This window comes from Bradyrhizobium diazoefficiens (genome assembly GCF_016616235.1).
GTDB classification, from domain to species: domain Bacteria; phylum Pseudomonadota; class Alphaproteobacteria; order Rhizobiales; family Xanthobacteraceae; genus Bradyrhizobium; species Bradyrhizobium diazoefficiens_H.
This window is the reverse complement of sequence record NZ_CP067100.1, coordinates 2028379-2050897: the sequence shown is the minus strand read 5'-3', so window position 1 is coordinate 2050897 and position 22519 is coordinate 2028379. Positions and strand designations below refer to the sequence as shown.

Annotated in this window: 23 protein-coding genes; 8 read left to right on the top strand and 15 right to left on the bottom strand. The window is 64.7% G+C overall.

Annotated elements, in window-relative coordinates; all coding sequences use genetic code 11:
- Nucleotides 1-24: 24 nt before the first annotated feature.
- From kdpA to JJB99_RS09730, 3 genes are all read right to left on the bottom strand, one after another.
- Complete coding sequence (gene kdpA / locus JJB99_RS09740; RefSeq protein ID WP_200498556.1) at nt 25-1728, bottom strand: potassium-transporting ATPase subunit KdpA; 1704 nt, start codon at nt 1726-1728, stop codon at nt 25-27.
- A gap of 112 nt (nt 1729-1840) precedes the next feature.
- On the bottom strand, nt 1841-1930 hold the full coding sequence (locus JJB99_RS09735) for a K(+)-transporting ATPase subunit F (protein WP_035698142.1): 90 nt from the start codon (nt 1928-1930) through the stop codon (nt 1841-1843).
- 11 nt (nt 1931-1941) lie between these two features.
- Entirely contained in the window at nt 1942-2439 is a 498-nt protein-coding gene (locus JJB99_RS09730) for a hypothetical protein (RefSeq protein ID WP_200498555.1), read from the bottom strand.
- Here JJB99_RS09730 and upp point away from each other — a divergent pair.
- Together upp and JJB99_RS09720 are read left to right on the top strand one after the other, a co-directional pair.
- On the top strand, nt 2407-3042 hold the full coding sequence (upp, locus tag JJB99_RS09725; RefSeq protein WP_200498554.1) for a uracil phosphoribosyltransferase: 636 nt from the start codon (nt 2407-2409) through the stop codon (nt 3040-3042). The genes JJB99_RS09730 and upp overlap by 33 nt on opposite strands.
- A gap of 33 nt (nt 3043-3075) precedes the next feature.
- Entirely contained in the window at nt 3076-4647 is a 1572-nt protein-coding gene (locus JJB99_RS09720; RefSeq protein ID WP_200498553.1) for an AMP-binding protein, read from the top strand.
- Nucleotides 4648-4794: 147 nt separating this feature from the next.
- Here the strand turns inward: JJB99_RS09720 and JJB99_RS09715 are convergent, their stop codons facing one another.
- The 9 genes from JJB99_RS09715 to fliD form a co-directional block, all read right to left on the bottom strand.
- Complete coding sequence (locus JJB99_RS09715; protein WP_200498552.1) at nt 4795-5706, bottom strand: flagellin; 912 nt, start codon at nt 5704-5706, stop codon at nt 4795-4797.
- A 12-nt stretch (nt 5707-5718) separates the two neighbouring features.
- Entirely contained in the window at nt 5719-7494 is a 1776-nt protein-coding gene (gene flgK, locus JJB99_RS09710; protein WP_200498551.1) for a flagellar hook-associated protein FlgK, read from the bottom strand.
- 19 nt (nt 7495-7513) lie between these two features.
- On the bottom strand, nt 7514-7969 hold the full coding sequence (locus JJB99_RS09705; RefSeq protein WP_433995754.1) for a flagellar protein FlgN: 456 nt from the start codon (nt 7967-7969) through the stop codon (nt 7514-7516).
- A 12-nt stretch (nt 7970-7981) separates the two neighbouring features.
- Nucleotides 7982-8242 carry a hypothetical protein gene (locus JJB99_RS09700; RefSeq protein ID WP_200498549.1) on the bottom strand — a complete coding sequence of 87 codons (261 nt, stop codon included), beginning with the start codon at nt 8240-8242 and terminating at the stop codon, nt 7982-7984.
- 3 nt (nt 8243-8245) lie between these two features.
- Complete coding sequence (gene flgE, locus JJB99_RS09695; protein ID WP_200498548.1) at nt 8246-9511, bottom strand: flagellar hook protein FlgE; 1266 nt, start codon at nt 9509-9511, stop codon at nt 8246-8248.
- Nucleotides 9512-9543: 32 nt separating this feature from the next.
- A complete protein-coding gene (locus tag JJB99_RS09690; protein WP_200498547.1) occupies nt 9544-10212 on the bottom strand; it encodes a flagellar hook assembly protein FlgD in 669 nt (222 codons plus the stop codon).
- A gap of 376 nt (nt 10213-10588) precedes the next feature.
- Nucleotides 10589-10861: a hypothetical protein gene (locus JJB99_RS09685; RefSeq protein WP_200498546.1), complete on the bottom strand. Its 273-nt coding sequence runs from the start codon at nt 10859-10861 to the stop codon at nt 10589-10591.
- A gap of 168 nt (nt 10862-11029) precedes the next feature.
- The gene (gene fliS, locus JJB99_RS09680) at nt 11030-11455 is read right to left on the bottom strand and encodes a flagellar export chaperone FliS (protein WP_200498545.1); all 426 of its coding nucleotides are present in this window, start codon (nt 11453-11455) and stop codon (nt 11030-11032) included.
- A 2-nt stretch (nt 11456-11457) separates the two neighbouring features.
- Nucleotides 11458-13092 (bottom strand): flagellar filament capping protein FliD, encoded by a 1635-nt coding sequence (gene fliD, locus JJB99_RS09675; RefSeq protein WP_246775192.1) that lies wholly within the window; start codon nt 13090-13092, stop codon nt 11458-11460.
- On the opposite strand from fliD, the gene JJB99_RS36165 reads away from it, so the two are divergent.
- On the top strand, nt 13019-13213 hold the full coding sequence (locus JJB99_RS36165) for a hypothetical protein (protein ID WP_246775366.1): 195 nt from the start codon (nt 13019-13021) through the stop codon (nt 13211-13213). The two genes, fliD and JJB99_RS36165, sit on opposite strands and share 74 nt — an antisense overlap.
- Nucleotides 13214-13234: 21 nt before the next feature.
- On the opposite strand, the gene JJB99_RS09670 is transcribed toward JJB99_RS36165, so the two are convergent.
- Together JJB99_RS09670 and JJB99_RS09665 are read right to left on the bottom strand one after the other, a co-directional pair.
- Nucleotides 13235-14059, bottom strand: coding sequence for a flagellin (locus JJB99_RS09670; RefSeq protein ID WP_200498543.1), 825 nt, complete (start codon nt 14057-14059; stop codon nt 13235-13237).
- Between the two features lie 140 nt (nt 14060-14199).
- The gene (locus tag JJB99_RS09665) at nt 14200-14898 is read right to left on the bottom strand and encodes an RNA polymerase sigma factor (RefSeq protein ID WP_200498542.1); all 699 of its coding nucleotides are present in this window, start codon (nt 14896-14898) and stop codon (nt 14200-14202) included.
- Between the two features lie 513 nt (nt 14899-15411).
- Between JJB99_RS09665 and JJB99_RS09660 the strand changes: the two genes are divergently transcribed.
- From JJB99_RS09660 to JJB99_RS09650, 3 genes are all read left to right on the top strand, one after another.
- Nucleotides 15412-17826, top strand: a complete 2415-nt coding sequence (locus JJB99_RS09660) for a hypothetical protein (protein WP_200498541.1) — start codon at nt 15412-15414, stop codon at nt 17824-17826.
- A 61-nt stretch (nt 17827-17887) separates the two neighbouring features.
- Complete coding sequence (locus JJB99_RS09655; protein ID WP_200500097.1) at nt 17888-19207, top strand: hypothetical protein; 1320 nt, start codon at nt 17888-17890, stop codon at nt 19205-19207.
- A gap of 13 nt (nt 19208-19220) precedes the next feature.
- Nucleotides 19221-19757, top strand: a complete 537-nt coding sequence (locus JJB99_RS09650; RefSeq protein ID WP_200498540.1) for a hypothetical protein — start codon at nt 19221-19223, stop codon at nt 19755-19757.
- A 49-nt stretch (nt 19758-19806) separates the two neighbouring features.
- Here JJB99_RS09650 and JJB99_RS09645 read toward each other — a convergent pair whose 3' ends face one another.
- On the bottom strand, nt 19807-20973 hold the full coding sequence (locus JJB99_RS09645) for an acyl-CoA dehydrogenase family protein (RefSeq protein WP_200498539.1): 1167 nt from the start codon (nt 20971-20973) through the stop codon (nt 19807-19809).
- A gap of 226 nt (nt 20974-21199) precedes the next feature.
- Here JJB99_RS09645 and JJB99_RS09640 point away from each other — a divergent pair, with 226 nt between their 5' ends.
- Nucleotides 21200-21652 carry a MaoC family dehydratase gene (locus JJB99_RS09640; protein ID WP_200498538.1) on the top strand — a complete coding sequence of 151 codons (453 nt, stop codon included), beginning with the start codon at nt 21200-21202 and terminating at the stop codon, nt 21650-21652.
- Nucleotides 21652-22503, top strand: coding sequence for an HpcH/HpaI aldolase/citrate lyase family protein (locus tag JJB99_RS09635; RefSeq protein WP_200498537.1), 852 nt, complete (start codon nt 21652-21654; stop codon nt 22501-22503). Before JJB99_RS09640 ends, JJB99_RS09635 begins: the two co-directional genes overlap by 1 nt.
- Nucleotides 22504-22519: the final 16 nt, after the last annotated feature.

The window sequence follows — 22519 nt, the reverse complement described above, 5'->3', positions numbered from 1 at the left end:
CCAAACCAATCAGAAGACGTTTACTCAGAACACTTGGCCGGCGTTCATCGCGAGGTGTTCGACGATCGGGCCGAGTGCGAGGGCGGGGAAGAAAGTGAGACCGCCGATGATCAGGATCACGCCGACGACGAGGCCGACGAACAGCCCGCCGGTGGTCGGGAATGTGCCGGCCGACGGTGGGATCGATTTCTTGGCCGCGAGCGAGCCCGCGATCGCCATCGCCGGAACGATCATGAAGAAGCGGCCGACGAACATCGCGCTGGCGAGCGTCAGATTGTAGAACAAGGTGTTGCCGGTAAGGCCCGCAAACGCCGAGCCGTTGTTGCCGGTCGCGGAGGTGAAGGCATAGAGCACCTCGGTGAAGCCGTGCGGGCCGGCGTTCGCCATCGAGGCGACCGCGGCCGGATGGACCACGCCGACCGCGGTCCAGCCGAGATACATCAGCGGCAGCACCAGGATCGCGAGCATCGCCATCTTGACCTCGCGGGCCTCGATCTTCTTGCCGACATATTCCGGCGTGCGGCCGACCATCAGGCCTGCAACGAAGATCGCGAGCACGACGAACAGCAGCATGCCGTAGAGGCCGGCGCCGACACCGCCGATGATGATCTCGCCGAGCTGCATGTTGATCAGCGGGATCATGCCGCCAAGCGCGGTAAAACTGTCATGCATCGCGTTGACGGCGCCGCAGGAAGCCGCCGTAGTGATCACGGCGAACAGCGAGGAGGCAACGATGCCGAAGCGGACTTCCTTGCCCTCCATGTTGCCGCCGGCGAGGCCCAGCGCATGCATCGTCGTGGTGCCATTGGCTTCAGCCCAATAGGTGACAGCGACGCCGACGACGAACAGAACGCCCATCACGGCGAGGATCGCAAATCCTTGGCGCTGGTTACCGACCATGCGGCCGAACACGTTGGTGAGGCCAGCGCCGATCAGGAAGATCGACAGCATCTGCACGAAATTCGACAGCGCGGTCGGGTTCTCGAAAGGATGCGCGGCGTTGGCGTTGAAGAAGCCGCCGCCGTTGGTGCCGAGCATCTTGATCGCGACCTGCGAGGCGACCGGCCCGACTGCGATGGTCTGCTTGGCGCCTTCCAGCGTCGCCGCCTCGACATAGTCACCGAGCGTCTGCGGCATGCCCTGCCAGACCAGGAACAGGCAGTAGACCACGCAGATCGGCAGCAGCACGTAAAGGGTGCAGCGGGTGACGTCGACCCAGAAATTGCCGATCGTGCGCATCGAGGCACGCGAGAAGCCGCGGATCAGCGCGACTGCCAGTGCAATGCCGGTGGCCGCCGACAGAAAATTCTGGTGCGTCAGGCCCAGCATCTGCACGAGATAGGAGACCGTGCTCTCGCCGCCGTAGTTCTGCCAGTTGGTGTTGGTGATGAAGGAGATCGCGGTGTCGAAGGAGAGGTCTTCCGCGACCGCCCCTTGGCCTGCCGGATTGAAGGGCAACACGGCCTGCAGCCGCATCACGCCATAGATGATGAGGAAGCCGCCGACATGGAACAGCAGCATGGAAACCGTGTAGGTCAGCCAATGCTGCTCGCGCCTCTCCTCGACGCCGGAGATCCAGTAGATGCCGGTCTCGATCGGGCGTAGCACCGGCGACAGAAACGTCCGCTCGCCACCGAACACGCGCGTCATGTACCAGCCGAGCGGCTTGGTGAGCGCGACGACGATGACGCAATAGAGAATGATCTGGAGCCAACCGATCATGGTCATGGAATCAACCCTTCAGGCTTGGTGTCCGGCGCAACCGCGGCAGGAGCACCACAAGCAAGCCGGCGACGAGCGCGGCGTCCGCCAGCAGCAATTCGACAGGCAGCAGCACGGCTCAGAACCGCTCGGGCCGCAGCAGCGCATAGGTGAGATAGATCAGAAGGCCGAACGAGACGGCACCGGCGAGTGCATAATCGAAGATCATGGCCCGCTCCCTCACAGCCGTTCGCAGGCATAGGTGTAGCCGATCGCGAGCGCGAAGAAGGCGAAGCCGAGCGCCAGCATCAGAATGTCCATCATGGGATTGCTCCTCGTTGCGCTCGCATGTCTGGCGCAACTGTTTCTCCGGATTCCGGCGGAGTTCGCGAAGGAAAAGCAGGTGCATCTCCGCGGACGCCAGCCGGTACTTTTGACCGGGCTGAAGTGCCACCCCAGGCATAGGTTTTCGAGATGAGGGTTACGGCGAAGATATAGGAATCTCATAAAGGGCGAGGCGGCGGCGCCGAATGGCACAGGGCGACGCACTTCCGCACAGCAATCGACCGCGAACTGACCCTGGCTGCCTAAGAGGCGAGCAACCCGTGCCCGTCGGGCGGTCGCGATGCCGCCTTGACGCGACGTATCCAGCGAAAAAACCCGGCCGATCTGGCGCAATTCTAGGGAACCGTGTAGAGCGGTTGCATGAGCAACAGCAACGTCAACGTCGTCGTCCACCCTCTGGTCCAGCACAAGCTCTCGCTGATGCGGGAGAAGGACCGCTCGACCAAGAGCTTTCGCGAGATCCTGAACGAGATCGGGATGCTGCTCGGCTACGAGGTGACGCGCGACCTGCCGCTCGAGCTGGTCGCGATCGAAACGCCGATCGCGGCGATGCAGGCGCCGAAGATCGCCGGCAAAAAGCTCACGCTGGCGCCGATCCTGCGCGCCGGGGTCGGCTTCCTCGACGGCATGCTGGCGCTGATGCCATCGGCCCGCATTGCCCATATCGGGCTCTACCGTGACCCCGAGACATTGCAGGCCGTGGAATATTACTTCAAGGCGCCGCAGGACCTGTCCGACCGCACCGTGATCCTGATGGACCCGATGCTGGCGACCGGCAACTCGGCCTGCGCCGGCGCCTCCCTGCTCAAGGCACGCGGCGCCCGCGATATCCGCTTCGTGTGCCTTCTCGCCGCACCCGAAGGCATCGCGCAATTCCAGAGCGAACATCCCGACGTGCCGGTCTGGACCGCCGCGATCGACGAGCGGCTCAATGACCACGGCTACATCGTGCCGGGCCTCGGCGATGCCGGCGACCGCATGTTCGGCACCAAGTAGACAGGTTTGCACGATCGGGCTACTCCGATTGCCATGAGCGCCAACGATTTTTCGCTGCAATCGCTGATCCGCCCCGAGGGTGCCGACCCTGCCTTCGTGTTCGACGGTACACCGGTCTCGCGCGCGGAATTCTCCGCAAGGGCCGAGCAAGCCGCCGCCTGGCTTGCCGCGCAAGGCATCGGCAAGGGCGATGTCGTTGCGGTCTGGCTGGTCAACCGGGTCGAGTGGATCGCGCTGCTGTTCGCTGCCGCCCGCCTCGGCGCAATCGTCGCCGCCGTCAACACGCGCTACCGCAGCGCAGAAGTCGCGCATCTGCTCAAGGTCTCCGGCGCGAAGCTGATGGTGGTCGAGGCCGCGTTCCGCTCGATCGATTTCGCCGCCATCCTCGCCGATGTCGACAAGGCCGAGGTGCCCGCGCTGGAAAAGCTCGCGGTCGTCGGCGCGGATGCGATCCCCGCCCAATGGGCCTCTGTGCGCTTCGATGCCTTCGACAAGCCCTATCCGCCGGCGCCATCACCGCAGGGCAACGTCGACCTGCCGGTGCTGCTCTACACGACATCGGGCACGACCAAGGGGCCAAAGCTCGTTGCGCATTCGCAGCGGACGCTGGCGAGCCACGCCGTCTCCGTCGCCAGGGCGCTCAAGCTCGATCCACAGCGTCATTCGCTGCTGGCCATGCTGCCGTTCTGCGGCACCTTCGGCATGACGAGCCTGCTCGGCTTCGTCGCCGCGGGCGCCCCCATCCATGTGCTCGATGCCTTTGAGGCGGCCCCGGCGCTAGAAATCCTCAGCGAGCACCGGATCACGCATGCGTTCGGCTCCGACGAGATGTTCCGCCGCATCCTCGCGCTCACCGATGCACCGCGGCCGTTTCCGCAGCTCGAAGTCTGCGGCTTCGCCGCATTCCAGCCCGGCTGGCGCGAGCTGGCCGTCGCGGCCGAGGCGCGCGGCATGCCATTGTTCGGGCTCTATGGTTCAAGCGAAGTGCAGGCGCTGTTCTCGATCGGCCGCACCAGCGACACCTTCGCCGACCGGATCGAAGGCGGCGGCTGGCCGATGTCGCCCGACGCCAAGGTGCGCGTGCGCGACACCGAGACCGGCGAGCTTGCCGCCCACGGCATCTCCGGCGAAATCGAGATCAGCGCGCCGTCGCGCTTCCTCGGCTATTTCAACAATCCGCAAGCCACGCGCGATGCGATTACGGCGGACGGCTTCTTCCGCACCGGCGACATCGGCCGGCTGCGCGGCGACGGCGCCTTCGTCTACGAGACCCGCGCGGGCGACGCCATGCGGCTCGGCGGCTTTCTGGTTGCGCCCGGCGAGATCGAGGACGAGCTCAAAGCTTGCGACGGCGTCGCCGATGCCCAGGTCGTCGCGGTCGACCTGAACGGGCAGGCGCGCTGCGTCGCCTTCGTCATCCCTGACAAGGAGCCGCCGCAGCAGGAGGCGTTGACCGCGCGGCTGCGCGAGCGGCTCGCCGGCTACAAGGTGCCGGCGCGGATTTATCTGGTCGCCGCCTTCCCGGTCACCGACAGCGCCAACGGCGTCAAGATCCAGCGCGCACGGCTTCGCGCCATGGCGCTCGAACGGATCGCGGCCGAATAGCGTCCGGCTGCACGCATCCACACAACGCGCTGTCATGCCCCGCGAAAGCGGGGCATCCACTATTCCAGAGACAGCGAGATAGGGCCGAGAGGCTGCGGCGTACTGGATTCCCCGCTTTCGCGGGGAATGACACCGGGTGTGTTGAGCCTATTTCAGGTAGCTTGCGAGATTGAGGCTCAATGTCTTGGCAAGCGCCGAATAGGATGCGGAGAGCTGGGCCTGATAGGTCGAAAGCTGCGCCGTGATCGCGGCGACGTCGACGCCGGTGAGGTCGTTCGACAGGCTCTCGGCATAGCTCTTGTAGTCGGCCTGACGCGAGCTCGCCGTCTCGATCGAGGCCGCGTTGTTCGACAGCTTGGCCTGCACCGCCGCGGTGTCGTCCAGCGCCGTGCTGGCGAGATCGAGCGCGCTGGAAATGTCCGAAGACGACAGCGAGGTGCTGTTGGCCACGAATTTGAGCACCCGCATCACCTCCTCGAACGCCGAATTGTCGGCGGTGACGCCGTACGACACCGTATCATCCGAAGCCACGCGCACCGAGGCGATCTCGTCGTCGCCGTTGTAGTAGCTGGTATCAGCCGTGGTCAGGGAGCCGGTGCCGGACGAAAAGCTGGTGAGATCGACCGGCGCGGTATCGGTCTTGCCGCCGCCGAACACATACTGGCCGTCATATTGCGTGTTCATCAACGAGCCCATCTCCTTCAGCATCTGTTGGGCGGACGAGATCACCGAGTTCGCCTCGGTCGAGCTGCCGGTCGAGGCGGCGCTGAGCTGGGACCGGAGCTGCGTCAGGATGTCGGTCATCGAGCCGACCGCCGAATACATCACCTGGACCTTGCTGTCGGCGAGCGTCGCGGCATCGATGTAGGACTGCGCGCGCGTCACCGAGACCTGGAGATTGACGACATGCTGGGCGTCCGCGCCATAGCCGCCGAAATCGGTCGAGACGATGCCCGACGATTCCTGGATCTGCTTGTTGGCCATGACCGTCTCGACGCGCATCGCATCGGCGACCATTTTGTTCGACTGCGCGAAAGTCGCAACCCGCATCGCTACCATGGCATCTCCTGCTCAGGTCGACTGTACGGCGGTGAGCAGCGCCGAATACATCGCGTTGATGGCCTGGATCAGCGCGGACGCAGCGGAATATTTGTTCTGGAGCGTGCTGAGCTTGGCGGATTCCTCGTCGAGGTTGACGCCCGACTGCGACGACAGCGAGCTCGCATAGGTCGACTGCGCGGTCTCCTTGGCGGTGTAGGTCGTCGCGGCCTGCGATGCCTTGCTCGCGACATCGGATACGATGGCCGCGGCATAGTCGGCGAGAGAGCCGGTGGTGGCCGCGAGGCCGCCGGTGGAGGCGAATGTCCGGGAGTCCGTCAGCGCGTCGTAGAACGCGTTGACCACGGTAGCGGAACCCGACGACAGCACGGTGCTGCCGGCGGTCAGGCTCGACGAGGAATCCAGCGTCGCGAGCTGCAGCTCGCTGGTGCCGGACAGGATCTTGCTATTGACCGCGATATCCGCCGCGCTCGTTCCGGTCACGAGGTCGTTGAGGCCGAAATATTCCGAGAAACCTTCATCCGAGCTCCCGACCGAGCTCGTCATCTCGTTGATGGCGACGCCGTTGCCGGAGCCGGTCGCTGAGATCGAGAGATGGCCGTCGGAATCGACCGAGGCCGACAGGCCAGAGATGCCGTTGATGGCGGTGACGAGATCTCCGACCGTGGCGTAGGACGAGAGGTCGAGATCGCCGTAGGAAACCAAATTGCCGCTTTCGTCGGTGACGGCGATGCGCACCGTACCGGTGGCGGAGAGCGCCGTGCCGCCGGTGACACTGGTCGTGCCGGTGAGGCTGGTCGGCGCCGGCACCGAGGATGCGCTGTTCGAGACGCTGTTCATTACTGATGCCAGCTGCTGCGTAAGCTGGTCGAGCTGTGACTGCGCCGCAGGCAGGGTCTTGTCGCGCAGCGTGATCAGCGAGCCGATATCGCCGCCCGATATCTGGGAGGTGATGTCGACCCCGTTCACCGTGATCGCGCTGAAACCGCTCGACGAGGAGCCCGCGGTATAGGTCGTCGCCGCCGTCACCTTGGCCGCGGCCGTATAGCTGATCGTGTGCGCCGACGAGTCCACCAGCGCCTGGCCCGACGTGGTGTAGATCTGGAGATCGCCGTTCGACGCGGTGAAATAGCTGATGTTCATCTTCGAGGCGAGGTCCTGAAACGCGGTGTTGCGCTGGTCCTCGAGGTCCGCGGTCGACTGGCCGGCCGCCGCGGTCTGCTTGATCTGGGCGTTCAGGTCCGCGATCTGCTGCAGATCCGTGTTGACGTCGTCGATCGAGGAGGCGATGTCTTGGTCGGCGTCGGAGCGGAGCTTCTGGATGCCGCTCGAGGTTTCGCGCAGCTGGCTCGCGACGTCGTCGAGCGCGCTGATGACGTTGGATTGCAGCGAGGCGCTGCTGGGCGTGCTCGCCAGCGACGACAGCGCCGATTCCAGTGAAGCGATGCTGTTGGCGAGCGAGGTCCCGGTCGACGAATCGTCCGTGCTGCTGGTCGAGCCATAGAGCTTCTCCAGCGAGGTCAGATAGGTGTTGGCAGTATCGGCCGTGCCGAGATCCGAGGTCGCGGAGATCAGCGACTTCAGCAGCAGCTTGTCGACCGTCGATGTGATGCCCGTCACCGTGACGCCGGTGCCGACGCCATTGGTGACGCTGCTCGACTGGTTCGCCGTCTTCGTCGTATAGCCTGTCGTGTCGGCGTTCGAGATGTTCGACGACGTCACGCTGATCTGCACGGATGTCGCCGACAACCCGCTGAAGGCGATCGATCGTGCGATATCGAGTGACACGGCGGCTTTCCTCGAATTGTCAGGCGCTGCGGCTGGTGCCGCTGGAGACGGCGCGGGCGGCGAGCCGGCCCGAGGCGCCGTAGGGCGACACCGCCGCGATCTGCTCGCGGATCGCCTGCATGACGGCCTCGATCCGGCGATTGCTGGCTTCGATCGCCGCACGCAGTCGCACCAAATTCTCGTCCATCGCCGCGCGCAGCTTCAGGATCCGCTCCATCAGCTGCTCGCGCAGAATCCGGTCGCGCACGTGCAGGCTGGTCGTGCCGGCCGCGCATTCGGCGACGATCCGCTCGAACATCTCTGCCAGCCGGTTCTTCTCGTCGACCTGCTTCAGGCGCGAGGCCGGCAGGCCCTTGGCGAGCTCGGCATTCTCCTCGGCCACCAAGGCGGTCAGCCTGTCGATCAGCGTGATCAGCGACTTGATCCTGATATCGCCGTTTGCGGCACTCGTCATCCTGGCTTGGGCTACAGTCATGGTCATCGCCTTCTAATTATGCCGTTTGCCGCGCTGGACTTGCGAGTTGCGCAAATATGCGCCGATCGCAGTCGCCCTGACGGATGCCTGTCTCATCTCGCCCTCGATCTCCGCGCATTCCCGCAGGAGGCCGCGGCGGGTTGTCTCGATGTCGTCGACTAGCGCGAGAAGCTGCTTGCCGTCGCCGCCCCTGACGCCGGCGGCCCGCGCCACCAGCCGCCGCAGCCGGCGCAGCAGCACCTCTCCGGCTGCGCTCGCCTTTTCACCGCGCATCGCTCACCTCATCGCCGAGATCAGGGTGTCGTACATCTTGTTGACGGTGGAGATGACCTGGGACGCGGCGGAATAGGCCTGCTGCGCCGAGATCATGCTCGAGAACTGGCTGGAGGTGTCGGTGGTCGAGGATTCCAGCTCGCTGCCGTAGATCGTGCCCGCGCCGTTCTCGCCGGAGGCCTGTAGTGAGGCGTTGCCGGACGTCACCGTCGCCGAATAGAGGCCGTCGCTGGCGGCGGAGAGCCCGTTGGGATCGGCAAAGGTCGCCACCGCGATCTTGTAGATCGCGATGGTCTCGCCGTTGGAATAGGTGGCGTCGACCACGCCGTTCTTGCCGATCGAGACGCTCGACAGCTTGCCGTAGGAGAGGCCGTCCGAATCGATGCTGGTGACGTTCACCGCCGGCGTCGTTTCACCGGACGCATATTGCGTCAGACCGTCCGTCGCGCCGACAGTGCCGAGATCCATGGTGATCGTGCTATCGGCGGCACCGTCGGTCCAGCCCGTGATGGAGACCGTCGCGGGGTCCGGGCTGGTGCTGGCGAGCGAGCCGTCGCTATTGAAGGTGATGGCGATCGTGCCGGAGGCCGTGCCGGTGGCGGTCGTCGTGTCGGACGTCGATGTCGGATTGGCGAAGCTCGCGCTCCAGGCGTTGCTGCCGGTCTTGGTCCAGGTGATCTGCATCGTATTCGCCGCACCGAGCGAATCGTAGACCGTCATCGAGCTGGTATAGGTGTCGCCGGTGGCCGCATCCGAGGGCAAATTGGCCGCGATTGTGGTCTTGGTGGTGGCGCTGCCGCTGGTCGAGGCGATCTGGGTGTTGATGGCCGAGAGATTGCTGGCGGACTCGCTGCCGACGACATTGCCGTCCGCGTCGGTGCGCCATCCTTCCAGATAGCTTCCGTTGTTCTCGAGGTAGCCCGCATTGTTGATCGTGAAGGCGCCGTTGCGGGTGTAGGAGGTGACGCCGCCTGATGTGGCGCTGGTCACCACGAAGAAACCCGAGCCCTGGATCGCGACGTCGGTGGCATTGGAGGTCGCGGCCAGCAAGCCCTGCTGGCTGATGTTGGCGCGGCCGGCGACGGTCACGCCGCCCGAGGCGTAGGAGGTCGTATTGCTCGACGCGGTGACCAGCGCGTCGAACATCGCCGACGTGGTCTTGTAGGCGGTCGTGTCGGAGTTGGCGATGTTGTCGCTGATCATCGACAGGGACTGGCTCTGGGCGCTGAGCGCCGAGATCGCCGAAGACAATGCGCCGGTGAGACTCATGAGGAAACTCCGAGGAAATCAGGACGTTGGGATCAGGACGTGACGCCGAGGATGTTGGCCGCGCTGACCGAGACGCCGTTCACCGTGAGCGAGGGCGTGGAGGTCGAGGTGTCGATGCCGGTCACCGTGCCGGTGACGGTCGTGTAGTTGAGGACCGAGTTGCCGGCGGAGTCCGTCGCGGTCACCGAGATGGTGTACTGGCCGCCGTCCGCGAGCTGGTTGCCGCTGGAATCCTTGCCGTCCCAGGTGAAGGTGTTCGAGCCGGAATTTCCGGTCCCGGTTCCGGTGTAGACGACGTTTCCCGACGAATCCGAGATGCTGATCGAGACGCTCGATGCGGCCGACGACAGCGAGTAGCCGAAGGTTGCCGAGCCGCTGCTCAGCGTCGAGGTGTCGGTCTTCGCCTCCACGGTGTGACCGATATAGTTCACCGAGTTGAGCGTCACGAGGCTCGAGAACGAGCTCGCCAGCGAGGACATGTTGGAGTTGATCGATTGCTGCTGGGTGAAATTGGCGTAGGAGGTGAGCTGATTGATGAAGTCGGTGGTCGACGTCGCGTTCAGCGGATCCTGGTTCTGAAGCTCGCTGACGAGCAGGCTGAGGAAATCACTTGATGTGAGCGACGAACTGGACGACGTGCTCGACGACGACGATGACGTCGTGGTTGCAGTCGTTGCTGAACTCGTGGCGGAAACGGTCATCAGAAGCTCCGGCTTTCCTGCGCTGCCGGCGATCAGGTGCCACTCGGCTGTGCTTGAAATCTGTGTGCTGATGAAACGCGTGGGTGCGCGGATTCAGGCGAGGATTCGCGCGCGAGAAATCGGCTTTCGACACGGCAAAATCTGCCGCATGCGCAACTTGGGAAGCGGCGAGTTCAAGCTGATTTAGCGCCGCAGTGGCGCCGCGCTCCCTCGCCCCGCTCGCGCTGAGAGGGTTGGGCTGAGGGGGAGTCTCCGGGAAGGAGGTGAGGGTTGGACTCGCGGAAGCTCCCTCACCCGAATTCGATCTGCGATCGAATTCGACCTCTCCCCGCAAGCGGGGAGAGGTGAAGAGAGCGACGATGTCAGAAAGAGCCGCTCAGCTCTCCGCCGTCTCGCCTTCGGTGCGCGGCTCGGTGGTGTCGCCCTTCAGTTTCGCAGCCGCGGCGACGATGCGGTCGGCGAGGCCTTTGGGCGCGCGGACGGCGGGCGCGGCGAGCGCGTGGCGCAAGGCGCGCGCCTCGTCGAGCAGGGCTTGCGCGGCGGCCGATTGCGCCAGCAGCTCTTCGGCGGGCAGGCGTCGATCGTCGGGCCAGAGCGAGAGATCCTCGCCCAGCCGATCGATCAGTTCCTCAAACTCGGTGACGTCCATCGCCCGCCGGTCCCGCCTCGGTCAGGCCCGTCATAAAGCATTGCAGGCGCGGCGGAAACCGGATTTGAGCGGCTTCGCGCGCCAAAACCGCCCGGAGCACTACGGAAAGCGCCGAAACGGCAGGCGTCTTGATTGCGAGCGCGCTGCGGATGAGCGAGCCGGCGCCCTTCAGCCCTTGCGGGCCGAATCGGCCGGCGCGGCCTTGGCGCCCCGCGCCGTCGCGTCGACCTGCTCCCAGGCCTCCTTCAGCTCGGTCAGCCCGGCGGTGATGCGTCCAAAACTCTCGCGCGCATGCGGGCGGCCGAACGCCTTGAGGCTCGCCAGGATCAGTGCGTTATAGGTCTGGAACAGCCGCTCCGCCACCGCGCCGCCTTTGGTGAAATCCAGATTGTGGCTGAGCCCGCGCAGGATCGCGGTCGCTTTCATCAGATACTCGTGCCCCTCCTCGAAGCGGCGCGCTTCCTGCGCCGTCAGCGACTTCTGGAGGAAGGTGATCGCGCCGCCGAGCAGCATCGAAATCGCCTTAAGCGGCGGCACGCTGGTCGCGGCTCCCCGATAGGCCTGGTTGGCCATGTACGCCATCGGATTATGCATGATCAATCACTCGAGCTGGAGTTGAGCAGGGCCTTGAGATAGGTGAGCGTGTTGTTGGCGCTCTCGATCGCGGCCTGGTAGCTTGCGTATTGGGTCTGGAGCTGTGTCTGATAGGCGGAGGCGGCGCTCTCGATGTCGTCCACCTTCTGCTGGAGCTTGTCGTCACGATCCGTGAGGTTGGTGATCAACGTCTGCAACGCGCCCGAGCTCGACGAGTAGTTCTTGGAAATCTGGTAGAGCTGGGTGGCGATGCCGGAGGTCGAGGTCACCGTGATCGACTGCGACGTCGAGCCCGAGTAAGTGAAGGCCATGCCGGCATAGGCCGTTCCGGCAACGCCGATGATCGTGGTGCCGCTGACCGTGAACAGCGACGCATCGCCGCCGACCGAGGCCGAGGAGAGATTGCCGTCGGAATCCACCGTGAGATCGAGCGTGAAGGACTGCGGCGAGGTTCCGGTGTTGACGACGGTGAGCTGGCTCGACGAGGTCTTGGTCTGCGCCGACAGCAACGTCGTGACGCCGCTCAGATTGGTGCTGAGGATCTCGGACAAGGTCGAGGTGTCGAGCTCGAGCTCGTTCTTCTCGTTGAAGGAGAGGCCGAGGTCGGCCATGGTGAGCCCGCCCACCGTGCTGTTGAGCGCGTTCTGCAGCGCGTCCATGATGTCGCGCATGGTGCCGTCGCCGAACAGCACCGCGCTCGAATCCGCCGTGCCGTCCGAGCCGGTCGCCTGCTGCGCGATGACCGCATCGCGAAAGGTGTTGTAATTGGTGACGAAGGTCTCGACCGCCGTCTCGATCTGGCTGGTGTCGGGCTCGATGCTGATGTCCACGGTCGCCCCGTCGGGCGTCGCCTGGAGCAGGTTGAACGTCACGCCGGTGAGCACGTCGGTGATGTCGTTGGTATCCCGCGTCATCGAAATGCCGTCGAGGGTGAACTCGGCGACCTGCGAGGTCTGGAGCACGTCAGCGAAGGTGCCGGTAGTGTCGGTCACCCCGAGCTTGTTGAGGATATCGTCGCCGGACGTGCTGGAATAGGTGATGTCGGCGGCGTCCTCGGTCCCGGTCAGCACCATTTCATATGACCCGCTCGACACCTGGACGATCGAGGCCTGGACATTGGTGCTCGAGGTCTGGGCGTTGATGCTGTCGACGATGTCCTGGAGCGACATCGTGCTGTCGATGGTGATGTCGGACGTGGTCCCGCCCTCGAGGCCGATCGAGAAGGTGCCGGAATAGCCGAGCTCGCTGGTCTGGCTCGACTGCGAGGTGCCGAGCACTTTGTGCGCTGTCGCGATCTGGCTGATCGTCAGCGTGTGGTCGCCAGTCGCCGCGCCGTTGCTGACCGACATGGATAGCGCGGAGGACGCGCTCACGTCGCCGGTCGAGCTGAGCGTCGCCGCACGGGTGGCGAAGACGTTGGTCGCCAACGAATTGACGACGGAAGTCGCGAGTGAAGACAGCCCGCTCGACAGCGTCGAAAGATCGGTCTGCAGGGTCTGGTAGGCCGAGATCTTGGCCTCGTTGGCGGTGATCGTGGTCGAGATCGTGGTCGCCTGGACAAGCTTGGCGTTCACCGCCGCGGTGATCAGCGCGCTCCAGTCGACGCTGGTCGACGTGCTGGTCCCGGTCGTGGTCACCGAGGAAGCGCTCGATGAGCTCGTGGTCGACGTGCTGCTGGTGCTCGAACTGACGCTGGTCACTGAGGTGGCCGCTCCATCCCCGGGAGAACCGGGCCGGCATCAAGCCGGCCCGGCATGACGGTGGTTTGCGCCTCCCGCCTTAGCCGAGGAGCTTGAGCAGGTACTGCGGCATCTGGTTCGCCGCTGATTCGGCCGACACCGCGGCCTGGGTCTTCACTTCGGCGGAGGACAGCTTGGCCTGTTCGGACGCGATGTCGACGTCCTTGATCGCCGAGTTCGCGGACTGCAGGTTCTGGGTCTGGGTCGAGATCGAGTCGGACGAGAAGTTGAACCGGGATTCCTGCGCGCCGATGCTGGCGCGGGCGGCCGAGACGGTGTCGATCGCGGTATCGAGCGCGGTCAGCGCCGAGGTCGCGTCCGACAGCGTGCTGACATCGAGCGAGGAGACGCCGAGCGACGACGACGTCAGGCTGGCCAGCGTGATGGTGATGGTGTCGGAGCCGGAGGAGCCGACCAGCACGGACACGCCCGAGGAGAACACGCTCGTGCCGTCCAGAAGGCTCTGGCTGGAATAACGCGTGCCGGTCGAGATCGAATCGATTTCGCTGGTGAGCTGGGAGAATTCCGAGTTGATGTAGGCGCGGCTGGAGTCGGTCGTGGTGCCCGAGGCGGATTCGGAGGCCAGCGACTTCATGCGCGCCAGGATGTCGGAGATGTTCGAGGCGCCGCCGTCGGCGGTCTGGAGGATCGCGGTCGCCTGCGAGGCATTGGTCGCGGCCTGCTGCAGCGTGGTGACGTCCGAGGAGATGCGGGTCGAGATCGCGAGGCCCGCGGCGTCGTCGGAGGCCGAGGTGATGCGCGAGCCGCTCGACAGCTTCGCGAGCGAGCTGCTCTCCTGCGCGGAGTTGATGTTGAGGTAGCGGACCGCGGAGTTCGCGGCGGTGTTGGTGTTGATTGCAGGCATTGGAAGCTCCTGTGCTGATGGGCATGGCGTGCCGCATCGTTGAGACGATTGACGACGCAGACCGCAGCCCCGTCCGTTCGCTCAAACGGCGGAGCGCAAGAAGATCAGGCGCGAAAATTTTCGCGAGGGAGATTTTATGGTTAGCAGTCGGTAAACGCGGTGCGGATGTCGCGCTCGTGCTTGCGCAGCAGCTGGCGCAGCTGCTGGCGGCCGCGCTTGAGCAGCGACTCGACCGCCGCCACCGTGGTGTCCATCACCTGGGCGATCTCGCCGTTGCTCATGTTCTCGTGGTACGAGAAGATCACCGCGATGCGCTGCTGCTCGGGCAGGCGCTGCATGGCGAGCTCCAGCATGTCATTCAGCTCGTTGCGCTCGATGATCTCGACGGCGCCGGGCTGGCCGTCGGCGAGCTCGGGTACGGTCTCGACATTCTCGTTGCGCGGCTTGCGGCGCAGGTCGATGCAGCGGTTGGAGATGACGCGGTAGAGCCAGGTCGAGAACTTGGCGCGGCCGTGCTGCCAGCGGCCGCGATGGCTCCAGATCTTGAGCATGGTGTCCTGCACCACGTCTTCGGCGTCCGCCGCATTGCCGACGATGCGCAGCGCGATCGCATAGGCGCGGTCGATATGACGCTCGACCAGAATTCGGAACGCCGCCTCGTCGTTGGCAGCGAGCCTGTCGAGGAGTTCGCTGTCTTCATCGAAGACGATTTCGGCGGCACCAGGCGCGCTGTCCGGCGCGAGCGGCGCCGACGGCATCATCGGCACGGCGATTTCGGCCGGCGCTGTCGTCGCAATCTCGGCCGCGGCGGGAGCCATGACATCAGCAGCGTAACTCATCCCGCAATCTCCAACCCGCAATGCCGGCGGCACACATGCCACACGGCTTCCAGGCGTTGAACGCGGCACCAAAACGATCCAGGCGGAGAATTTTTGTTGTTTTTCAAGATGTTAGCCGGTCGATTTTGCCGAGTATCGGGCAATAATTGCCGACTGCGCGATCATCCCGCACCTCACATCCGCAGTCATCACATCGTCTCGCGCCATGGCGGATCATCCATCCTGAATAGATGTCGTTGAGAGAAAACGCTGACATTACGCGGCACTAGGTGATCGAGCGCGCCGCGCACGACGCGCGTGAAGCCGCGATTGTTTCCGGGTGTGAATGAACGCAAGACGACTTCCGCACCCGGCAATTTTTTCCGAATCACCTTTTTCGAACCTAGCGATTTTTTTGAATCTGTCAGTCGCGACGAACGCGATTTTGAATCGCGCGTGAACTTTTTTCGCTGATGTGGCGCCTGACCTCGCGCATGCGCACGTTAATCGTGCTGGTGGATGGGGAATTGCAGCATGACGATCGCAATGGCCGCGCTGGAGCGCCGCGCGCAAATTGTTTCTGCTTGGTCGTTCGATGTTTTCGATACGTTTCTGCTTCGCGCGTGCACGACGCCAGACGGCGTATTTGAAAGGACTTACGGGCTTTCCGGCATTTCAAGAACTTGTCCGAATGTTTCCGCGAGTTTCGTTCAGCATCGAATCCAGGCCGAATCGCGTGCACGCCGAACCGCGAAGGAGAAACGCGGCGGAAGCGAAGTGCATATCGAGGAAATCTATTCGTTCTTTCCGTTCAACCTGTTCGGCCTCGCGCGCCGCGATCTGAACGACCTCGTCGAATCGGAGTTCGCCGCCGAGCTCGAGCTCTGCCGCGCCAATCCGGACATGCTTCGGCAATATGTGGACATGAAGCACGCTGGTCACCGTGTCGGATTCATCTCCGACACCTATTGGGATTCGGGCCGGCTGGCGCGGCTGCTGCGCGCTTGCCATCCCGGCCTGACCTGGGACTTCCTCTACGCGTCCTGCGATCACGGCAGCAGCAAGAGCGAGACGCTGTTCGCAACGTACCTGGCCAACGAGGGCATCGACGCCAGCGCCTCCTTTCATATCGGCGACAATGACAAGGCCGACGTCAAGGGGGCGAAGCGCCACGGCATTCGGCCACGCTACTATCCGCAGGCCGCGGCTTGGCTCGCTTCCAAATTTCAGCGCGAGACCGCACTGTTCGAGCTGTTGTGCACGGGCGGGCCATCACGGCTCGACCACGGCACGCGCACCTTGCGACGCATGGTCGCCGCGCGCAGCGCCGAAAGATCTCCCGCCTTCCACCTGGGCCTGACCGTCCTCGGCCCAGTGATGGCGGCCTTTGACGCTTTCGTGGCAAGGCGCTGCGAAGAGGTGGCAGGTCCCGGCCGGACGGCCGCGCTCGGTTTTCTCGGCCGCGACGGCTTTCTATCGCACCGGATCTGGCAGGACCTGCACGGGGGGACGGCGGCCTATATCGAGGTCAATCGCCGCGTCAGCCTGATCGCCTCCGCTGACACGATGCAACCGCTCGTCGATCTCCTCAGCAAGATCCTGAAAATCGACGCTCCGGCCTTCCGCGACATGGTGAAGATCATGCCGCCGAAGGTCGCGGCGTTCTTTGCCGGCTTTTCCGACGGCATCGCGTCCGGTGAAGAGCTCGCCGACGCGCTTCCCGGCCTGATGGATGCGACCGAAATCGTCGAGCTTGCTGCAGGCCTGCGGGCCCGGCTGCTCGCCTACTTCCGCCATACCATCCCCAGCTTCGACCACTGTACCGACCTCGTGCTCGCCGATCTCGGCTACTCCGGCAGCGTGCAGAAGGCCCTGCGCCGCATCTTCGACATCGAAGGCATCAAGATCCGCCTGCATGGCGCCTACCTGATCTCGCTCGACGACGCCTTCGGTGACATCGCCGAGCAGGACAGCGCGGCAGGGTTCGTCTCCGACCTCGTGGTCACGCCTCACGTCAAGCGCATGCTGATCCGCAACGTCGCACTGCTGGAGCAGATCTGCTGCTCGGCCGACGGGTCGGTGCGCGACTATGACGGCGGCCGGGTGCTGCGCGAGATCAATCCGCGCCCCGAAAGCCAGGTCGCACTGGCGGCCGAGATCCAGGCCGGCGCCCTCGCCTTTGCAGACGGTGCCGAAGCCGTTGCGCTCGACCTCCGCCTCGCCCCCTACGCCGCAGCCGAAACCGCCGCGCGCTGGTGCGCGGCGACGCTGGCGCGCCTGCTGCTGCTGCCCGACGAGGACGAGCTGGCCCTGCTCGGCGGATTGAAGCACGACGTCAATCTCGGCACCCATGCGCTGGCGCCGATGCTAGACGGCGATTTCATCCGCCGGCAGATCGTCGCGCGGGGCCTCTCGGCTGCCTGCACCTCGACCGCGCCGCCGATGTGGCTTGCGGGCAGCTTTGCGTGCCTGTCGCCCTCCTACGCCTATCTCTATGCGCTGTTCGGCGCCAACCGCCTGCCGGCCGACGTTTTTGGGGAGAGCCCCTCCGGTCCGGTTCAGGTTGGGTTGTTCCGCGCCGGCGGCGAAGCAACGCTGGAGACGGTGACCGTCCATCGCACCGGTCTCGGTGAATTGCGCGTGCGCATTCCGGTCTCGCGCGCAATGGGCATCGCCATGATCGCGCTGCCGCTGCCGAGGTTTGCCGCCGAAGGCCTGCTGCATGGCGTGACCCTCCAGACCGCGGACGACGTCCGCGACGCCGCCGAGAGCCAGGAGGTGATCGGCATCACGGCTGAAAGCCTGGTCTATGCCGGGATACAGCGGAATGGCGACCATTATCGCGCCGAGAGCGCGGACGGCTGCGTGCTGATCCCGGTCGCCTCGATGACGAAGGACATCGCGATCTATTGCGTGGCAATCACGCCGCTCGGCTCCAGCCTCAAATAGCGCGCCTGATCGCGCCGTCCCGACCGTTGAAGTCGAAGGGTTGGCACGAGGGGGCATGGGCTTGACGGACGGGACGCACGAAAACCTTGATCGGCTGCTGCAATTCGGCGGCATCAGGCTCGGCCGGGCCCAGCGCGATCGCCTGGACTGGCTGGTGGGCCAGTACGGCGCACTGAGGCTCGACGGCGCCGGCGAGGGCCGGCGCAGCGGCGTCATCATCCTGAAGGAGCCGCCGAGCGGCGCCGCGGCCGAGCTGTTCTACCGCGCGCTCACGCCCGGCTGTGCCGTCGTCATTCCCACCAGCGAGAATCCCGGCTTCGATTTCCTCAAGTCCAAGCTGACCGAGTTCGGCACCGTCGGCCCCTGCGGCGCGGACGGCCCGCACGAGCTGTGGTGGGGCGGCATCGGCTGGTCGAAATTCCTCACCGCTGCTGATGCGTCCACGGTCCGGCCGCGGATCGTTTCCTGCTATCCACGCGGCGGCGATGCGACCGCGGCTTTCGCCCTGCGGCACTCGCTCGAGCGCTTTGACCTTGGCTGCCATATCGAGCCGATCGACACGCAGCTCGACGATCGCGTTCTCTGCTTCGAGAAGACCGAGTTCTTGCTGCGGATGTGGAACAAATATCGCGAGCCGCTGCTGTTCGTCGAGGCCGGTGCGATCTTGCGCGAAGCGCCGCTGCTGCCGTCCTTCCTTGGCTGCGACGTCGCCCTGCACAAATGGAATCGCTGGGAGATGTCGGCGCGCACGCTCTATCTCGGCCGCACCGCCCGCGCCGAAATGCTGCTCCGCACCTGGCAGCAGCTTGCCGCGTCGTTTCCTGCGATCTGGGAGGGCTACCTGCTCGACCAGGCCTGGAGCCTGACCTCCTCGCAGGTGCCGCTCGACACCGTGTGGCTGCCGCGGTCCTATCACGCGCTGAAGGGGGACCTTGGCGCGATGCGCGCCACGATCCTGCACAACGCGCAGACCACAACACTGGACCTCGGCCCAGATCATGGCTTCGCCGGCATCGCGCGCGCGGCCCGCCGCGCCGGACGCACCGGCCCCCGCGATGCCTTCATGGTGATGACCTCGAAGGTCGAGGCCGGCAATGGCATCGCCGTGATCCTGCGCGATGTTTCCGCCAGCGATGCCGGCGCGGTCGCCGCGACGGTGGAAGCCGTGACCGGCGCCTATGCCGCCGATTGCGGCGGATACGGCCGGCTCGAACTGACGCTCTGCGCCTGGCAGGATGACATCGGTCCCGCGCGCGACGCTGCGGCGCTTGCGCGCTACCGCATCCTGGAGATCGCGCCGGGGCAGCGCATCGCCAACGATTTCTTCGCAGCCCATGCCGCCGACGAGGCGGTCACGACCGCACGCCATCTCTTGCCCTGACGGACATCACACGATGCTCAAGACCATCATCCTGCTCACTGACACCCTGCAACAGCAGCAGCCGCTGGCCAACCTGCTCCGCGAGCACAATCGCGACCTCGCCTTCTGCTCGGCGCTGCGCGCATCGGACCTCAGCGCGATCGATCCGGACGTGTTGAGCGAGGCGCGCCTGGTGTCGTTTGCCGCCGATGTCGCCGTCTCCGAAAAGTTCCTGCTCCAGCTCGGCTGCGGCGCCTACAAATTCTACGCCGCACCCACTCAATATCCAGGCCTGCCGCCGGCGCCCGACGAAAGCGAGGACGATCCGCGCTGCTACTCGGTGATCGCGCAGTCAATGACGATGTGGCCCGACTTCAAGAAAGTGGTTGGCCTCGAGACGGTGACGATCCCGGACGGCACCGTTCCCGCCGAGCGCGAACGGCTGGTGTTCTCCCGCCTCGCCCGCCTGTTCTGGAGCATGTCGCACATGATCGCCGGCGAGGCGACGGACATCCCTGCCATCATTGGGGGCGGCGAGAACCAGCGCCCGACGCTGGCGATGATGAACTGAGCTAGCGCGCCACGCGGGCGTCGTCACCGTCTCGGTCGGGACGACCCGCCTAGTACGACTTGGCGAGCCCGAGCACTTTTTCCGCGATGAAGCTTAGAGCGAGCTGGGGGCTGACCGGCGCGATGCGCGGGATCAGCACTTCGCGCAAGTAGCGCTCGACATGGAATTCCTTGGCGTAACCGAAGCCGCCATGGGTCATCACGGCCTGCTCGCAGGCCGAAAAGCCGGCTTCGCCCGCGAGATATTTGGCGGCATTGGCCGCCGCGCCGCAGGGCATACCCTTGTCGTATTGCCATGCCGCCGACATCACCATCAGCCAGGCTGCCTCGAGCTCGACCCAGTTCACCGCGAGGGGGTGCTGGATGCCTTGATTCTTGCCGATCGGACGGTTGAACACCACGCGCGTCTTGGCGTATTCGGTCGCGCGCGACAGCGCCAGCTTGCCGAGACCGACGGCTTCCGCCGCGATCAGGATGCGCTCGGGGTTCATGCCTTCGAGGATGTACTGAAAACCCTTGCCCTCTTCGCCGATACGGTCCTCCATCGGGATCTCAAAATCCTCGAAGAACAGCTCGTTGGAATCGACGATCTTGCGGCCCATTTTCTCGATCTCATGGACCTTGATCTTGTTGCGGTCGAAGTCGGTGTAGAACAGGCTGAGACCGTGGGTCGGCGAGCGCACCTCTTCCAGCGGCGTCGTGCGCGCCAAGAGCAGGATCTTGTGTGCGACCTGCGCGGTCGAGATCCAGACCTTCTGGCCGTTGACGATGTAGCGGTCGTTCTTGGCGACGGCGCGGGTCTTGAGCTGCGTGGTGTTGAGGCCGGTGTTGGGCTCGGTGACGGCGAAGCACGCCTTCTCGCGGCCCTCGACCATCGGCGGCAGCATGCGCTTGCGCTGCTCTTCGGTGCCGAACACGACCACGGGATTGAGCCCGAACACGTTGATGTGCACCGCGGAGGCGCCCGACATGCCAGCGCCTGACTCCGCGATGGTGCGCATCATGATCGCAGCTTCGGTGATGCCGAGCCCGGAGCCGCCATATTCTTCCGGCACGCAGATGCCGAGCCAGCCGGCATCGGCAAGTGCTTTATGAAAATCGTGGGGGAAGCCGCCGTCGTGATCCTTCTTCAGCCAGTAAGCGTCGGGAAAGCCTTCGCAGATCTTGGCGATGGCGTCGCGAATGGCTTCCTGCTGGTCGGTGAGCGCGAAATCCATGGTCTTGATCTCCCTCCTTGGGAGCCGCGGCCGCGCCATCTCCCTTCTATTCGCGTTCCCCCAAGGCCGTGGCCGCTTGCTGCGCCCTGACGTGCCTCGTCCGCGTTCTTTAGCTCGAAAAATCGCGTGCAGATACGTGAATTTGCCTATCAAGTGTGTCTACCATGCATAGGGTCATGCGGCGCGAGGCATGCGCGCGCTGTTATTTCGCAGGGAGGAAACCGCGATGGCCGGACTTTATTTCGAAGACTTTTCCGTGGGCCAGGAGTTCAGGCATCCGCTGAGCCGGACCGTCACGGAGATGGATAACACCATGTTCAGCCTGCTGACGCTGAACCCGCAGCCGCTGCATATCGACGCGCATTTCGCCGAAAAGACCGAGTTCGGCCAGCGCATTTTCAACAGCCTTTACACCCTCGGCATCATGATCGGCATGACGGTCTATGATACGACCCTGGGCACCACCGTCGCCAATCTCGGCATGACGGACGTCACCTTTCCAAAGCCTGTCTTCCATGGCGATACGTTGCGGGCGACGACAAAGGTGCTCTCGGTGCGGGACTCCAAATCGCGGCCCAAAGCCGGGATCGTCGAGTTCGAGCATCATGCTCTGAACCAGAATGACGAGATCGTCGGCAAATGCCGCCGCATGGCGATGATGCACAAGAGGCCGGTCTGATGCGATCCATGCTGTTCGTGCCGGGCGATTCCCCGCGCAAATTCGAGAAGGCGAGCGAGGGCAAGGCCGATGCGCTGATCATCGACCTCGAGGATTCCGTCGTCGTCGAGAAGAAGCCGGAGGCGCGCACCCTGACCCTGGCGATGCTGAAGAGCCGTCCCGGTCCGCACCAGCTCTATGTCCGCGTCAACGCGCTCGACACCGGCATGACGCTCGCCGATCTTGCCGCGGTGATGCCGGGCAAGCCCGACGGCATCGTGCTGCCGAAATCGCAAGGCGGCGACGACGTGCGGCAGGTCGGGGCCTGGCTCGAAGCCCTGGAGGCTGCGAACGGCATCACGATCGGCGCGACGCGCATCGTCTGCGTCGCGACCGAAACCGCAAGCTCGATCTTCGGCCTCGGCAGCTACAACGGCTGCTCGCCTCGCCTCGCCGGCCTGATGTGGGGCGCGGAAGATCTCTCGGCCTCGCTCGGCGCTACCGAGAAAGCGAGCGGCGGCGTGTTCCACAGCCCCTATCGTCTCGCACGCGATCTCTGCCTGATGGCGGCGGCAGCAGCCGAGGTCGCGCCGATCGACACCGTTTACACTGACATCGACAATTTGGCCGGGCTCGAGCAGGAGACACGCGCAGCGCGCCGCGACGGGTTCTCGGCGAAGGCGCTGATCCATCCCAAGCATGTCGAGATCGTCAACGCGGCGTTCGAGCCGACCGACGCCGAACGCAACTGGGCGGAGAAAGTCATCGCGGCATTCGCGACAAATCCGAATTCCGGCACGCTGCGGCTCGACGGCCAGATGATCGACAGGCCGCATCTTCGCGCCGCGAAGAAGATCCTCGGCCAAACTTAAGAAGCAGGACGCAAAG